We start from the raw sequence: 13,412 nt of genomic DNA on the forward strand, positions 1-13,412 counted from the left end.
AGTATGGATTCTCAGGTGCGCAATTTCGCACCATAGCTCGCGCCAAGTGGAGCGCCCCGGAACGACGAAGAAGAGAGAGTACACTATGACAAAACTCAGCGACGCCACCCGCGACAAGCTCAAGACCGTCTCGACCGCCACCGTCGCCACCGCGCTGTTCAAGCGCGGCCTGCGCATCCAGATGATCCAGGATGTGCACCCCTTGAGTCCGGACCAGCCGACCATGGTCGGCGAAGCCTTCACGCTGCGCTACATGCCGGCGCGCGAGGACCTCAACACCATCGACGTGTTCCGCGACCGATCCCATCCGCAGCGCAAGGCGGTCGAGGATTGCCCGCCCGGCGCGGTGCTGGTGATGGACAGCCGCAAGGACGCGCGCGCGGCCTCCGCCGGCGCAATCCTGGTGACGCGGTTGATGAAGCGCGGCGTCGCTGGCGTCGTCACCGATGGCGGTTTTCGCGATTCCGCCGAGATTGCAAAGCTCGGTTTCCCCGCCTTCCATCACCGCCCCTCAGCGCCGACCAATCTGACGCTGCACCAGGCGATCGAGATCAACGTCCCGATCGGCTGCGGCGATGCCCCGGTGTTTCCCGGCGACGTCATTCTCGGCGATGCCGACGGCGTCATCGTCATCCCCGCCCATCTCGCCGACGAGATCGCCAACGAGACGTTTGAGATGACCGCGTTCGAGGATTTCGTCGCCGAGGAAGTCGGCAATGGCCGCGGTATCTTCGGCCTCTATCCGGCCACCGACCCGCAGACGATGACTGATTTCGCGGCGTGGCGGAAGAAGAACGGCCGCTAGGGTTGTCCGCGCCGGCATCATTCCGCATCGACAAGCGGGCCGGCCAGCCAAGTGCCGGTCCAAGCCAACCAGGGAGGAACTCAAATGAATCTAACACGACGCGATCTCTTGGCCGGTGCTGGGGCGGCAGCGGCTTCCACACTGCTTGCCCGCGCCGCCGGCGCGCAGTCTTTCCCGTTCACGCCGAACCAGCGCTATCCGGATCCCGCCGTCCAGATCCTCGATCCAAGCTTCGCAAAATATCGGCTGTATTCGAGCACGCTGGAGCAGGTCGCGACCGGCATGCGCTGGGCCGAAGGGCCGGCCTATTTCCCGGAGGGCGGCTATCTCCTGTTCTCCGACATCCCCAACAACCGGATCATGAAGTTCGACGAGAAGACCGGACAGACCAGCGTGTTCCGCAGCAACGCCAACTACGCCAATGGCAATGCGCGTGACCGCCAGGGGCGTCTCGTCACCTGCGAGCACTCCGTCACCCGCCGCATCACCCGCACCGAGAAGGACGGCAAGATCACGGTGCTGGCCGACAAGTTCGAGGGCAAGCGACTGAATGCGCCGAACGATATCGTTGTGAAGTCCGACGACAGCATCTGGTTCACCGATCCCACCTTCGGCATCAATGGCGAGTGGGAAGGCAAGAAGGAAAAGCCGGAGCAGGCCACCACCAACGTCTACCGCATCGCCAAGGACGGCAAGCTCAGCGCGGTGCTCACCGATCTCGTCAATCCGAACGGTCTCGCCTTCTCGCCGGACGAGAAGAAGCTCTATATCGTCGAATGGAAGGGTACGCCCAACCGCAGCATCTGGAGCTACAGCGTCGGCGACGATGGTAGCCTCAGCGGCAAGACCAAGCTGATCGACGCCGCCGACCAGGGCTCGCTCGACGGCTTCCGTGTCGATCGCGACGGCAATCTGTGGTGCGGCTGGGGCTCGAACGGCGCGCTGCAAGCCGAACCGAGCGATGTCGGCGGTCGCAGGGTGTTTCAGCTCAAGGGCAAGCCCGAAGATCTCGACGGCGTGATGGTGTTCAACCCCGAAGGCAAGCCGCTCGCCTTCATCAAGCTGCCCGAGCGTTGCGCCAACCTCTGCTTCGGCGGTCCGAAGAACAACCGCCTCTATATGGCAAGCTGCCATTCCGTCTATGCGCTCTATGTGGAAGCGCATGGGGCGGTGTGAGCTTTGCTATTGCGCGGTAGCTGGCGCCTCAATCACGATGTCGTCCCGGGGCGCGCAAAGCGCGAGCCCGGGACCCACGACCACAGGATTGGGTTGGCGAAGACTGGAGTTAGCAGCTCGCGCCGCAACCACTCCCTGGGGCTATGGGTCCCCGCCTTCGCGGGGACGACGAGATGAGTGCGTGGGAACGTCGGAGCCTCACATCACCGCCTCATCCGCCATCCCCGCCGCCCACAGCGCAAACGCATAGACGATCGCGACTTCGTCGAGGCGATCGAAACGGCCGGAGGCGCCGCCGTGGCCGGCGCCCATGTTGGTGCGCAGCAGGACCGGGCCGCCGCCGCTCATGGTGGCGCGCAGCCGGGCGATCCATTTGGCGGGCTCCCAGTAGGTGACGCGCGGATCCGTCAGCCCACCCATCGCCAGGATTGCCGGATAGTCTTTGGCCGAGACGTTGTCGTAAGGCGAGTAGGACAGGATGGTGCGAAAATCCTTTTCGCTCTCGATCGGGTTGCCCCATTCCGGCCATTCCGGCGGCGTCAGCGGAAGTGAGTCGTCGAGCATGGTGTTGAGCACGTCGACGAACGGTACTTCCGCGACGATACCGGCGAACAGCTCGCCGGCGCGGTTGGCGACCGCGCCCATCAGCATGCCGCCGGCCGAGCCGCCGTGGCCGACGATGCGCTTGGCGCTGGTGTATTTCGCATCGATCAGCGCGCGTGCGCTCGCAGCGAAATCGTCGAACGAGTTGGTCTTCTTTCCGCGCTTGCCGTCGAGATACCAGCCCCAGCCCTTGTCTGCGCCGCCGCGGATGTGAGCGATGGCGTAAACGAAGCCGCGATCGACAAGCGACAGGCGGTTGGCGCTGAAGGAGGCCGGCATCGCCATGCCGTAGGAGCCGTAGCCATAGAGCAAGAGCGGCGCCGCACCGTCGAGCTTCAGTCCGCGCCGATGCAGGATCGAGACTGGCACCTCGGCGCCGTCATGTGCCTTCGCCATGATGCGGGTGGTGACGTAGTCGGCGGCGTTGTGGCCGGACGGGATTTCCTGACGCTTGCGCAAGACGCGCGTGCGCTTGGCCATGTCGTAGTCATACACCTCCGACGGCGTCGTCATCGACGAATAGGAGAAACGCAAATTCGTCGTCTCGAATTCGTAGGAGCCCGTCGTGTCGAGCGAATACGCCGCCTCGTCGAAGGCGATCGCGTGCTCTTCGCTTGTCGCGAGGTCGCGGATGATGATCGCCGGCAGCGCGTTGGCGCGCTCCAGGCGCACCAGATGACCGGCATAGAGATCGATGTCGATGATGTAGATGCCGGGACGATAGGGAATCAAATCGCGCCAGTTCGCCCGCTCGGGCGAGGCCAGCGGCGCGGTGACGATCTTGAAGTCGATGGCATCATCCGCGTTGGTAAGGATGAAGAGCTCTTCGCCGCGGTCGGCGAGCGAATATTGCACCCCTTCTTGGCGCGCCGCGACCAGGCGTGGCGGCGCCTCGGGATTTGCGAGATCGATCAGCCGCTGCTCCGAGGTCTCGTGATCGCCGCCGGCAATCACACAGAAGCGGCCGCTGGTGCTCTCATGCAGATGGGTGAACCAGCCGGAATCCTGTTCCTCATAGACGAGGGTGTCGTCGGCCTGCTTGGTGCCGAGTCGGTGCCGCCACACCTGCATCGGGCGGTGATTGTCGTCGAGCTTCACATAGAAGAAGCTGTTGGCATCCTTGCTCCAGACGATGCCGCCGTCGGTCTCTTCGACAACGTCGTCAAAATCTCTACCTGTCGCCCAGTCGCGCACGCGGATCGAAAAATATTCGGAGCCCTTGGTATCGGCGCTCCAGGCCTGCAGCTTGTGATCCGGCGAATGCCGGCTGCCGCCGAACTTGAAGTATTTGTGGTCCTTGGCGAGGGCGTCACCGTCGAGCACGATATGGCTGTCGCCGCCGTCGCGCGGCATGCGGCCGAACAATTCATGCTGCCCGCCCTCGCGGAATTTGCGGAAATAGGCGAAGGAGCCGTCCGGCGAGGGGACGCTGGAATCGTCCTCTTTGATCCGGGAGCGCATCTCGCGCACCAGTGTCTTCTGCAGCGGTGCGGTGTGGCCGAGCAGGCTCTCGGTATAGCCGTTCTCATCAACGAGATATTTGCGGATGTCGCCATCCAGCACCGCAGGGTCGCGCAGCACCTCCTGCCAGTTCGCGTCCTTCAGCCAGGCGTAGTCGTCGGCGACGGTAATGCCATGCCGGGTGAAGGAGTGCGGTCGGCGCGGGGCTGTGGGTGCGGTCTGGGGCTTACTGGCGGTTCTGCTGGTGGTCTTGGGCAAATCGATCCTCGTTGCGAGTCCTTGGCGGATCTCGCACCTATATCAGATCGGAGAAGGGGGATTTAAAGAACCCAGCACTCCAATGTCGTCCCGGACAGCGCGTAGCGCTGTCCGGTAGCGGAGCGTAGATCCGGGACCCATAACCACAGGGCATAGTTTGGCGAAGACTCGGGGTTACCAGTTCGCGCCACAACCACTCCCTGTGGTTATGGGTCCCGGCCTTCGCCGGGACGACGGCGGAGTTTGTGGTTGCGCTTGCGCCTCCGTCTCCTCTTACGCCTCCACCTGCGCGCCGAGATACGCGACCGCCGCTTCGAGCCCGCCCCTGCCGTGCGGGATCTTCAGCGCGTTGAGGGCGATCTCGATCACGCCGAGCGTGCCGAGCAGCATCGGGGCATTGACATGGCCCATATGGGCGATGCGGAAGGCCTGGCCGGAGAGGTCGCCGATGCCGGTGCCGAGCACCACGCCGCATTTGTCCTTGCAATAGCGCTGCAGCAGCACCGGATCATGGCCGCCACCCATGGTCACCGTGGTCACGGTGTTGGACCGCTCGCTGGCTTCGGTGACGTTGAAGCCGAGCACCTGGCCTTCCGACCATGAGGCGACCGCACGGCGCGCGGCTTCGCCGAGCAGGCTGTGCCTGCGGAAGGCGTGCTCGAGCCCTTCCTCGTGGAGCAGGTCGATCGCCTGGCGCAGCGCGAACAACAGATGCACCGGCGCGGTGCCGGCATATTTGCGGTAGTGCTCGGTGCCCTCGCGCTCGCTCCAGCTCCAATAGGGCGTGCTCATATTGGCCTTCTTGTGCGCCTCCAGCGCGCGGTCGTTGGCGGCGACGAAGCCGAGGCCGGGCGGCGTCATCAAGCCCTTCTGCGAGCCGGACATCGCGACGTCGATGCCCCATTTGTCCATCTCGAACGGCATGCAGCCGAGCGAGGCGACGGTGTCGACCATGTACAGCGCCGGGTGACCGCTCGCCTTGATTGCCTTGCCGATCGCCTCGATGTCGTTTTGCACGCCGGAAGCCGTATCGACCTGGACGACGACGACCGCCTTGATCGTGTGCTCCTTGTCGCGCCGCAGGCGCTCCTCGACCTCGTGCGGTCGGACCGCGCGGCGCCAATCGCCCTTGAGCACCTCGACCTCGGCGCCCATCAGCGCAGCGGCATTGCCCCAGCCGACCGCGAAGCGGCCGCTTTCCAGCACCAGCACCTTGTCGCCGCGCGACAGCACGTTGCTGAGCGCCGCTTCCCAGGCGCCATGGCCGTTGGAGATGTAGATGTAGGACTTGCCCTTGGTTGCAAACAGCTTCGAGATGTCGCTGATCAGGCTCTCGGTCAGGTCCGTCATCTGCTTGGAGTAGATGTCGATCGCCGGACGGTGCATCGCCCGCAGCACCTCGTCGGGCATGGAAGTGGGCCCGGGGATGGCCAGAAATTCCCGGCCCGCGCGAACGGTCATTGTCGTTTGTCCTTGTTGCTTGAGAACAGGCTGATGGGTTGCTTACCCACGCTTTTACGCGCCGAAGGGAGTGAGGAAAAGCACGTAAAACGCAGGTCTGAAGTGGGTTATCTCCGCGTCTCGCGGCAGCCGGCGGCTTCCGCCTCCTCGACCGAGCAGAACCAGCGGGTGCCCTTGCTGATCTTCATCTTGATCTGCGTGTACCAGCGGCTGGTCGGGGTATGATAGATGCATTCGCCGGCGGTGTTGACGTTGCCCTTGATGGTGCAGTCGGGCGAGGGGGCCACGGGGCCGGATGCCGAGGCGAGCAGGATCGCGTGCGCGCCCTCGGGCGGCTTGGTGGCGCCCAAGATGGTGGTCTTCTTGTTGCGCACGCGCCAGTCCCAGGGCGCGATGAAGGCGCCCTGCCACATGCCGGCCTTGACCTCGCGCGCCGCCGCCTCGTCGGCATCATAGTCATGGGACATGCGGGGGTAGGCCAGCGCCCAGCCGCCGCGCACCAGCCATTTCTGAATGTCCTCGCCGCCGACCTCGCAGCGTGCCACCGTGCGGCCGCGCCGGTCGATCGATCTGGCATGGCAGACCCAGCTCTTGCCGTCGGTGAATTTGGCGAGCTCGTCGCGCGCCGCGACCCCACAGGTCCAGCGTTCGCCCTTGGTGTTGAGGCAGAGCTGGTCGACCGAGGGCGCATCGATGCCGCCGAGCCGGATCCGCGTGTTTCCGATCACGACAAAATCGCCGGCGCGGACTTTTGCGGTTCCGGTGATGTCGGCGGCCTGCGCCAGCGACGGGATGACGATCAGGGACAACGCAACCAGGAATTTTCGCAACATGCCGGCCCGCAAATTAAGGAAAATCTCGATAAGCCGCGCGATTGTGATCGGCTTTTGACTGCCCGGCCAGCGCCTGCCTGACAGATAGGCTTTCAACTTCCTGTCATCCCGGGGGCGAATAGCGAGTAGGGAATGGCGAATAGAGCATGGGCCGCCCCATTCGCTACTCGCCATTCACCATTCGCCGCCGTGCCACCGCCAGCCCCATCAGTACGAACGCCGAGGTCACCTCGGGGCCGCCGACCAGAATCCGCGTCGGCGTCTTCATCTTGTTCCATTCATAGGCGCGGAATGGACCGCGGCGGCCGCCTTCACCGATCTGGGCGATGATGACGTTCAGCGCCGGCGCAAAGGCGCGCGGGTCGGCGCCGAGATGGCCGAGCGCGATCAGCGCCAGCGCTGCGTCGAACACGTTCATCTCGGCAGCCATCAGCTCGCCCTGGACGTAGGAGAGCACGCGGGCGCGGATGAAATCGAAATCGCCGCCGGGATCGATCGCGGCCTGCGCCGCCAGCGGCAGCGACAGGAAGGCCGCATAGCAGCGGCCGAAATAGGCGCTGTAGAGCTCGGGCAGATAGTAAATGTGCGAGCGCGGATTGGCGAAGGCGCCGCTGGCAGCCAGCCGCTTCTGAAATCCGAGGATGCGATGCACGGTGGCAAGCCGCGCTGGTGTCTCCAGGATTTTCCAGCGCGCAAGGTTGCGAAAACTCACCTCGAGAATATCGAGATTGAGCGTCGGATCGAGATCGTTGCCGTAGGGCCGCTCGCCCGCGAGATTGTCGATCCAGGTCGCGACGCCGCCCTCATAGTCGATATTGTCGTTGAGCGGGACAGTGACGCGCTGCTCGTTGACGCCCGCGCGCACCTGGTAGCCGGCATAGAAATCCAAAAGCGGCTGGTCGAGGATCGGATCCGAACAGCCCGCTTGCGTCGCCGCGGAGATCGAGCAGGCCGTGGTGTCGCAGTCCGGCACGTAGATGCCGAAGCCGAGATCCTGCTTGATTTGCGCGAAGAAGCGGGAAAAGCGCGGATGCGGCGCCGGCGCCAGCGCGGTGATGACGTCGAAGCGCGCGCCGTCGGTGCCGCGCACCTCCTCGCGGCTGATGTTGATGCAGAAATCGACCATGTCGGCGATCGCGCGTTGCGCGCTCGCCTTGTCCTCCGGCGAGGCCAGGCCTGTCTCGACATAGCTCAGTAGCGCTTCGATGAAGAACGCGTCGTAATAGGCCGAGCGGTGGCGGATCTGCACCGGCTCCCACATCGGCTCGGCAATCCCGGTCCAGGGCGGATTGATGACCGCGCGCGCCTGCGAGCGCGCGATGAAGACGCGGGCGAGATTGAACAGCAGCGACGAATTCTTGTAGCCGCGGGAATTCAGGCCGGTCACTGCCATGATCAGTTCGCGCCCGCGGAAGTCGGGATCGCCGATCAAGTTGAAGGCGGCATAGGTCGGCAGGAATCCGTTCTGGCGGAACGAGCGCAACAGATGCTGCGCGCAGTCGCGGATCGCGCCGTCGATCTGTGATTGCTGTGGCATGGTGCCGGCGAACGGCACCGGCGGCGGCTTGGGGTGATCGAGCGCGATGCTGTCGAGGAGATCGGCGACGGGCTGGCCGACCGCCGCCCAATCGGGTTCGGCGTCGTCGCGGGCGCGGACCAGCGCTTCGCGGAGCCGGGTGAGGCGGGCCTGGTCGCATAGCTCGGGCAGCCCGGCACGGCGGAGCAGGATCCGCAGTGCGGGATTGCCGAGCGCGGTCTTGTAGAATTTTGCCAGATGCGGATCGCCGCTGGCCGGATCCGCCAGCACGGGATCGCAGACGTCATAAAGCGAGGGGCCGTCCTTCGGCGCCGTCAGCGCCCGGCAGGCGGCGCCGGCGAAATAATGAAAGCTCATGAAATTCCTGGTCGCGGGGCCTTGCCGGGGCTTTCGGCGCGCACGGTCCCAGTCGCGCGCCACCCCCCTGCAAGTCTTTGAAAAAGCTACCCGGATTCGCGGGAAAAACAAATGTGACGGAGGTCACGTAAAAACTTGGCAAGGCAATCGCATGACCGAGCCCCGGGAGGGGGCCGCAGGGTGAAAAAATCCGCCAAGCCGCCTTTGAGAATTAACTAATATCTTCAGTAGCTTAGATCAAATTTTGGGCAATCTATTGCCGGGGAGGCGATATCCGGTTAAGGGTTTGTTTGGTGCGGCGCCGCAAATTGCGCGCAATTCGGGGACACATCCCCGGCCAATCCCTCAAACCTAAAGACGCCATCGCGCTACTCAACCAGTGTGCGCGCGCTTGGACGGTCTTTGGCACTGACAGGAATGAACCGAGATGAATGTAAGGCAGCTCGACATTTCCCGACGGACGATTGCGGTTGTCGCGGCCCTCATCGGCACCGTGTCGCTCGCGATCGGCGCCCACGCTGCCCTCAACATGCGTTCCCTCGACGCCGCCAAGGCCGCAGTCTCGACCGAGCAGGTCACGGGCTCGCTCGGCCAGACCTCGCGCCTGGCCCTCATCATCGGCAATGGTCACTATCCCGACGCCAATGCGCCGCTGACGCAGTCGATCAACGACGCGCGCGCGCTGTCGTCGGCGCTGCGCAAGAACGGCTTTGACGTCGACATGGTGGAGGACGCCAGCAAGGACGACATGGTCCGCGCGGTCAATCGCCTGAAATCCAGGATCACGCGCGACAGCGTCGTCATGCTGTTCTTCGGCGGCTATGGCGTGCAGGCCGGCCGCGAGAGCTACATGCTGCCGGTCGATGCCGTGATCTGGAAGGAGAGCGACGTTCGCCGCAATGGTGTCTCCATCGACGGCGTGCTCGAGATGATGAAGGAGCAGGGCGCCAAGGCCAAGCTCGTCGTCGTCGACGCCTCCCGCCGCAACCCCTATGAGCGCCGCTTCCGCTCCTACTCGCATGGTCTTGCGCCGATCAGCGCGCCCGACAATGCGCTGATCCTCTCCTCCGCCTCGCCCGGCAAGGTCGCCGACGACGGCAAGGGCGAGCACAGCGTGCTGGTCAGCGAGCTCCTCAACAATCTCAACACGAAGGCCGGCGCCGAAGCAGTCTTCAACAAGACCCGCGTCGCCATCTCCCGCGCGTCCGAAGGCGACCAGGTTCCGACCGTCTCCTCCTCGCTGCTCGAAGATATCCAGCTCAACGAAGCAGGCGGCTAGTTTCTCTCTCAGCAGATTGCAGGGTGGGCAAAGGCGCCGTGCCCACAATCGCTCCTGCATCTAGGCCGTCATTGCTTCGCTGCGCTCGCAATGACGAATGTGGCCGCCTATTCCGTTTCTTTTCCTACTTCGCTGCTTCCGCGCTCGCCATCACGGGCCGCACGGGATCGCCTTCGCGCAAGAGCGCGCCGGCGCGGGCGACGACGATGTCGCCTTCGTTGAGGCCATCGCGGACCTCGATATTGCCGCCCGACATCAATCCGATCTCGACGCGCTTGGTCTCGACGCGGTTGCGCCGGATCACCTGCACCACGGTGCCGGCGGAGGAGTACTGCACGGCGGTCAGCGGCACCGCGATGTTGCAGCTCTGCCCGGTCTTGATCAGCGCCCGCCCGCTGGCGTTGAGCAGGAGCCGGCGCGGTGACGAGATCCCGATATACACCATGCCCTGCTGGATGTTCGGCTCGACGGTCGGCCCGATGCGGCGCACCTTGCCGTCGATATCGCCGGCGCCGGCGATGCGCACCGTGGCCGGCTGATTGACCGCGAGCTTCCTGACATCGCTGGTCGGCACCAGGGCGACGAGATCGTATTCGCTGCGCGCCACGATCGTGAACAGCGCCTCGCCTTTGGCCGAGGCGAGCGCGCCGATCTGCGCCGTCGATGTCGCGATCACCCCGGCGACCGGCGCGGTGACCTGAATCGTGCCGCCTTCAGGCGGCGCGAGACGCGCCATCACCTGGCCGGCCGTGATGGTGTCGCCGGCTTCCGCCAACACCTCCGTCACCTTCAACCCGGGACGTTCGGGCCGCACCGAGGTCTCCTCGCGCGCGACGATCGTGCCGGTGGCCTCGACGATGTCGGAGAAGCACGACTTGGCCACCTTCAGCACCGTGACGGCCGGCCCCTTGGGCGCATCGTCATCGGCGGCAGGCGCCGCCTGCGTGGACAGCGCCAACAGTCCGGCAAGGGCAACGAGTTGTCTGGAAAAGGAACGCGCAGGCAATGGACGCATAGATCATTCCGGTTGGGCGTTTGAGGCCCCATCGATAGCAGAAGCGCGCACGTCCGGCCATGGGCCGGCCCCCGACAATGCCGCGGCGACACAGGCAGCGCGGTGCCGCCCGTTGGATTAGTCGCCGGAATGAAGACGAGGTTCGCTGCTTCTTACCCTCCCCTGGAGGGTAACACCCGTTCCTCACGGCAGGCTCAAAAACTCCACCCAGTTCGGCTTCTTGCCGGTGGGATAGGACTTCAGCTTGCTCAGCGCGCCGCTGCTCTGGTCGATGGCATAGACCGTCATGCTGTCGGACAGTTCGCCGACGGCGGCGAGATAGTGGCCCGTGGGATCGATGTTGAAGCCCCGGGGCTGTTTCTCGGTCGGCACGCTGCCGATCGTGGTCAGCTTGCCGCTGGCCGGGTCGACCCTGTAGGCCGCGAGCGTATTTGTGGTGCGCTCGGAGGCGTAGAGGAAGCGGCCGTCGGGAGTGATGTGGATGTCGGCGGCCCAAGGTTTTTTATCAGATGCTTTGCCGGTAAAACCTTCGGGCAGTGCGGTGGTGCGCTGGATCTCGGTCCATGCGCCGCTCTTCGTCTCGTAAGCGAACGCCGCGACGTCGCCGTTCAGCTCGTGGACGAGATAGACGAACTTGCCGCTCGGATGAAACACGAAGTGCCGCGGTCCCGATTTTTCCGGCACCTTGATCGCCGGCGGATCGCTCGGCGCGAGCACGCCGGTCGTGGCGTCGAACGCGAAGCTCAGCACCTGGTCGGATCCGAGATTGGTCGCGAACACGAACCGGTTGTCGGGCGAGGGCAGGAAAGCATGCGCGTTCGGCCCGGTCGGGATCACCTGCTTGGACTCGCCGGCGACGCCGTTCGCAAGCAGCGGATTCAGCGCGACCTTGTTGCCTCCATAGGAGGCGCTGAACAGGAACTTGCCGCTCCGGTCGATTGCGATGTTGGCCATGCTGTCGGCGAGCGGTCCGTTACCGATGTGGCTGAGTTGGCCGGTCTTCGGATCGATCGCGAAGCTCACCGCCTGGAAAGGCTGCGAGCGCACGCCGGCGATCAGCACGCGATGGTCGGGCGTGATCGCGAGCGGCGTCGAGGACCCGGGCTTTTCGACGCCTTTGAAGGCGGCCGTTTGCACCGGCGTCATCTCGCCATTCTCGGCCACTTTGAACACGCTGATGTCATTGCTGTCGGCGTTGCCGACATAGGCGAAGGTTTCTGCCATGCTGGCGCCGGCTCCGGAAACGAGGATGAGGAAAGCGACGAGGATCGCGATTGCAGCGCGTGGCGGTGCGGATGCGATGCGGCGGGCAGGTCTGAATGTCGGTCTGAACATGGGCTCCTCCTGATCGAGCGTGCCGGATGCGGCGCTATCGTTTTGCGGCGAGGATAGCGGGCGCGACGCGGCCGCACCAAATTCCAATTGGAATTGATCGATGCTGAAATCGTATCGGTTGCAGTCGCAGACCGGTGGGCGCGTGATCGCTACCGCACCGCCGCTGCAAGACTATGCGAGGGCAAATGCGGGCCTGCGGTATGTTCGGGGGGCCCGAGCACGGCCCACACGGCGACCGCGACCAGCACCGAGGTCAGGATGGTCCAGGTGACGAGTTGCTTGCGCATCAGGTCAAAATCCGTCCGCCGAAGATGTGATGTGCGACAGGCGCGCGAACGATCGTGCACTGCAAACGGCGACGCTCCTATGAAATCGTTCACAAACCAAGGTGCCCAGGCAAATTGCGTACCAATGCCGCGCGACGAGGGTGTCGTGGCAAAGCGCCACAGCGGTCAAACCGGTCGCGCTGCGCCGCCGACCAACGAAAAGTAGCGCCGCGCTGCGCCTGCACGTCGTCGTGCCGAGCGTCGCGCGGGGAACGGCGGCAGCGCTCTGCCGTTACCCGATCCTGCGGGCCGAGGACATCGAAACGGAGGCTGGGAGATGTTTTGGATCTATTGGGACACCGCCTGGTCGCTGATCATCAGCGGCATCATGTTCGCCACCATCGTCAGCCATCCCGACGCCGAATTCGCCGAAGTGCGTGCGGCGAGACGGCAGATGTGAACACCGTGTGCCGAGGCTCAAGAAATTTGGCAGGTATTTCAAGCCTGCGTTGAAAGATCTGCGTCGCCGCCCAAACTCCGTCATTGCGAGCGCAGCGAAGCACTCCACCTCCTGGATTGCTTCGCTGCGCTCGCAATGACGACGCGGGCGATCTACGTCATGCTGCCCGGCATGAAGCAGCGGATCAGCGCGCGGCCGTTCACGTAGTAGGGCCAGACGATGGTTCGGCCGACACGGTTCGGCTCGGTGATCACGGTGTCGTCGGGCACCTGGATCCACTCACCTTGCAGCCGGACCCGGTAATGTCCGTCTTGCGTGTCCCAGTCGACGTCGTCGAGCGCGGTCCCGTCAGCGTCGGCGCAGCACGGGCCGCCGCCTTTGCTGTGCAGGCTCTCGAACCAGCCCTTGAGGGGAGAATTCGCGTAACGGCCGTCGTCGCGGGCCTCCGCGGTCGCGCCGATCAAGGCTGCAACCGCAATGAGAGGGATCATCCGAAAGGTCGTGATCGCCATGTCACCTCGCTCGCTATGCGCACACGCACAACTCCGCAGACGAAAGCCGTCTGC

12 protein-coding genes are annotated in these 13,412 nt (G+C 64.5%); 4 read left to right on the plus strand and 8 right to left on the minus strand.

Going from position 1 to position 13,412, the window contains the following annotated elements; genetic code table 11:
* The first annotated feature begins 85 nt into the window (after positions 1 to 85).
* Together MTX21_RS27250 and MTX21_RS27255 are read left to right on the plus strand one after the other, a co-directional pair.
* The gene (locus MTX21_RS27250) at positions 86 to 805 is read left to right on the plus strand and encodes a ribonuclease activity regulator RraA (protein ID WP_280967742.1); all 720 of its coding nucleotides are present in this window, start codon (positions 86 to 88) and stop codon (positions 803 to 805) included.
* Positions 806 to 889: 84 nt separating this feature from the next.
* A complete protein-coding gene (locus MTX21_RS27255) occupies positions 890 to 1,981 on the plus strand; it encodes an SMP-30/gluconolactonase/LRE family protein (protein ID WP_280967743.1) in 1,092 nt (363 codons plus the stop codon).
* A 198-nt stretch (positions 1,982 to 2,179) separates the two neighbouring features.
* Here the strand turns inward: MTX21_RS27255 and MTX21_RS27260 are convergent, their stop codons facing one another.
* The 4 genes from MTX21_RS27260 to MTX21_RS27275 form a co-directional block, all read right to left on the minus strand.
* On the minus strand, positions 2,180 to 4,303 hold the full coding sequence (locus tag MTX21_RS27260) for a S9 family peptidase (RefSeq protein ID WP_280967744.1): 2,124 nt from the start codon (positions 4,301 to 4,303) through the stop codon (positions 2,180 to 2,182).
* A 273-nt stretch (positions 4,304 to 4,576) separates the two neighbouring features.
* Positions 4,577 to 5,764 carry an aminotransferase class V-fold PLP-dependent enzyme gene (locus MTX21_RS27265; protein WP_280967745.1) on the minus strand — a complete coding sequence of 396 codons (1,188 nt, stop codon included), beginning with the start codon at positions 5,762 to 5,764 and terminating at the stop codon, positions 4,577 to 4,579.
* 107 nt (positions 5,765 to 5,871) lie between these two features.
* Complete coding sequence (locus MTX21_RS27270; protein WP_280971170.1) at positions 5,872 to 6,597, minus strand: thermonuclease family protein; 726 nt, start codon at positions 6,595 to 6,597, stop codon at positions 5,872 to 5,874.
* Positions 6,598 to 6,760: 163 nt separating this feature from the next.
* Positions 6,761 to 8,491, minus strand: coding sequence for a hypothetical protein (locus MTX21_RS27275; RefSeq protein WP_280967746.1), 1,731 nt, complete (start codon positions 8,489 to 8,491; stop codon positions 6,761 to 6,763).
* Positions 8,492 to 8,918: 427 nt separating this feature from the next.
* Between MTX21_RS27275 and MTX21_RS27280 the strand changes: the two genes are divergently transcribed.
* On the plus strand, positions 8,919 to 9,770 hold the full coding sequence (locus MTX21_RS27280; RefSeq protein ID WP_280967747.1) for a caspase family protein: 852 nt from the start codon (positions 8,919 to 8,921) through the stop codon (positions 9,768 to 9,770).
* A gap of 124 nt (positions 9,771 to 9,894) precedes the next feature.
* Here the strand turns inward: MTX21_RS27280 and MTX21_RS27285 are convergent, their stop codons facing one another.
* The 3 genes from MTX21_RS27285 to MTX21_RS27295 form a co-directional block, all read right to left on the minus strand.
* Entirely contained in the window at positions 9,895 to 10,785 is an 891-nt protein-coding gene (locus MTX21_RS27285) for an HlyD family efflux transporter periplasmic adaptor subunit (RefSeq protein ID WP_280967748.1), read from the minus strand.
* A gap of 183 nt (positions 10,786 to 10,968) precedes the next feature.
* A complete protein-coding gene (locus MTX21_RS27290) occupies positions 10,969 to 12,120 on the minus strand; it encodes a lactonase family protein (RefSeq protein WP_280967749.1) in 1,152 nt (383 codons plus the stop codon).
* Positions 12,121 to 12,269: 149 nt separating this feature from the next.
* Positions 12,270 to 12,407, minus strand: coding sequence for a hypothetical protein (locus MTX21_RS27295; RefSeq protein WP_280967750.1), 138 nt, complete (start codon positions 12,405 to 12,407; stop codon positions 12,270 to 12,272).
* A 316-nt stretch (positions 12,408 to 12,723) separates the two neighbouring features.
* Here MTX21_RS27295 and MTX21_RS27300 point away from each other — a divergent pair, with 316 nt between their 5' ends.
* Positions 12,724 to 12,846: a hypothetical protein gene (locus tag MTX21_RS27300; protein ID WP_280967751.1), complete on the plus strand. Its 123-nt coding sequence runs from the start codon at positions 12,724 to 12,726 to the stop codon at positions 12,844 to 12,846.
* A gap of 152 nt (positions 12,847 to 12,998) precedes the next feature.
* Here the strand turns inward: MTX21_RS27300 and MTX21_RS27305 are convergent, their stop codons facing one another.
* Entirely contained in the window at positions 12,999 to 13,358 is a 360-nt protein-coding gene (locus tag MTX21_RS27305) for a hypothetical protein (protein ID WP_280967752.1), read from the minus strand.
* Positions 13,359 to 13,412: the final 54 nt, after the last annotated feature.

The organism is Bradyrhizobium sp. ISRA430 (assembly GCF_029909975.1).
Lineage (GTDB): Bacteria > Pseudomonadota > Alphaproteobacteria > Rhizobiales > Xanthobacteraceae > Bradyrhizobium.

What these genes read in the sequence shown, in the direction of transcription:
- MTX21_RS27250 (WP_280967742.1), top strand. Translation starts at nt 86, where the DNA reads ATGACAAAACTCAGCGACGCCACCCGCGACAAGCTCAAGACCGTCTCG.
- MTX21_RS27255 (WP_280967743.1), top strand. Translation starts at nt 890, where the DNA reads ATGAATCTAACACGACGCGATCTCTTGGCCGGTGCTGGGGCGGCAGCG.
- MTX21_RS27265 (WP_280967745.1), bottom strand. Translation starts at nt 5,764, where the DNA reads ATGACCGTTCGCGCGGGCCGGGAATTTCTGGCCATCCCCGGGCCCACT.
- MTX21_RS27270 (WP_280971170.1), bottom strand. Translation starts at nt 6,597, where the DNA reads ATGTTGCGAAAATTCCTGGTTGCGTTGTCCCTGATCGTCATCCCGTCG.
- MTX21_RS27275 (WP_280967746.1), bottom strand. Translation starts at nt 8,491, where the DNA reads ATGAGCTTTCATTATTTCGCCGGCGCCGCCTGCCGGGCGCTGACGGCG.
- MTX21_RS27280 (WP_280967747.1), top strand. Translation starts at nt 8,919, where the DNA reads ATGAATGTAAGGCAGCTCGACATTTCCCGACGGACGATTGCGGTTGTC.
- MTX21_RS27285 (WP_280967748.1), bottom strand. Translation starts at nt 10,785, where the DNA reads ATGCGTCCATTGCCTGCGCGTTCCTTTTCCAGACAACTCGTTGCCCTT.
- MTX21_RS27290 (WP_280967749.1), bottom strand. Translation starts at nt 12,120, where the DNA reads ATGTTCAGACCGACATTCAGACCTGCCCGCCGCATCGCATCCGCACCG.
- MTX21_RS27295 (WP_280967750.1), bottom strand. Translation starts at nt 12,407, where the DNA reads ATGCGCAAGCAACTCGTCACCTGGACCATCCTGACCTCGGTGCTGGTC.
- MTX21_RS27300 (WP_280967751.1), top strand. Translation starts at nt 12,724, where the DNA reads ATGTTTTGGATCTATTGGGACACCGCCTGGTCGCTGATCATCAGCGGC.
- MTX21_RS27305 (WP_280967752.1), bottom strand. Translation starts at nt 13,358, where the DNA reads ATGGCGATCACGACCTTTCGGATGATCCCTCTCATTGCGGTTGCAGCC.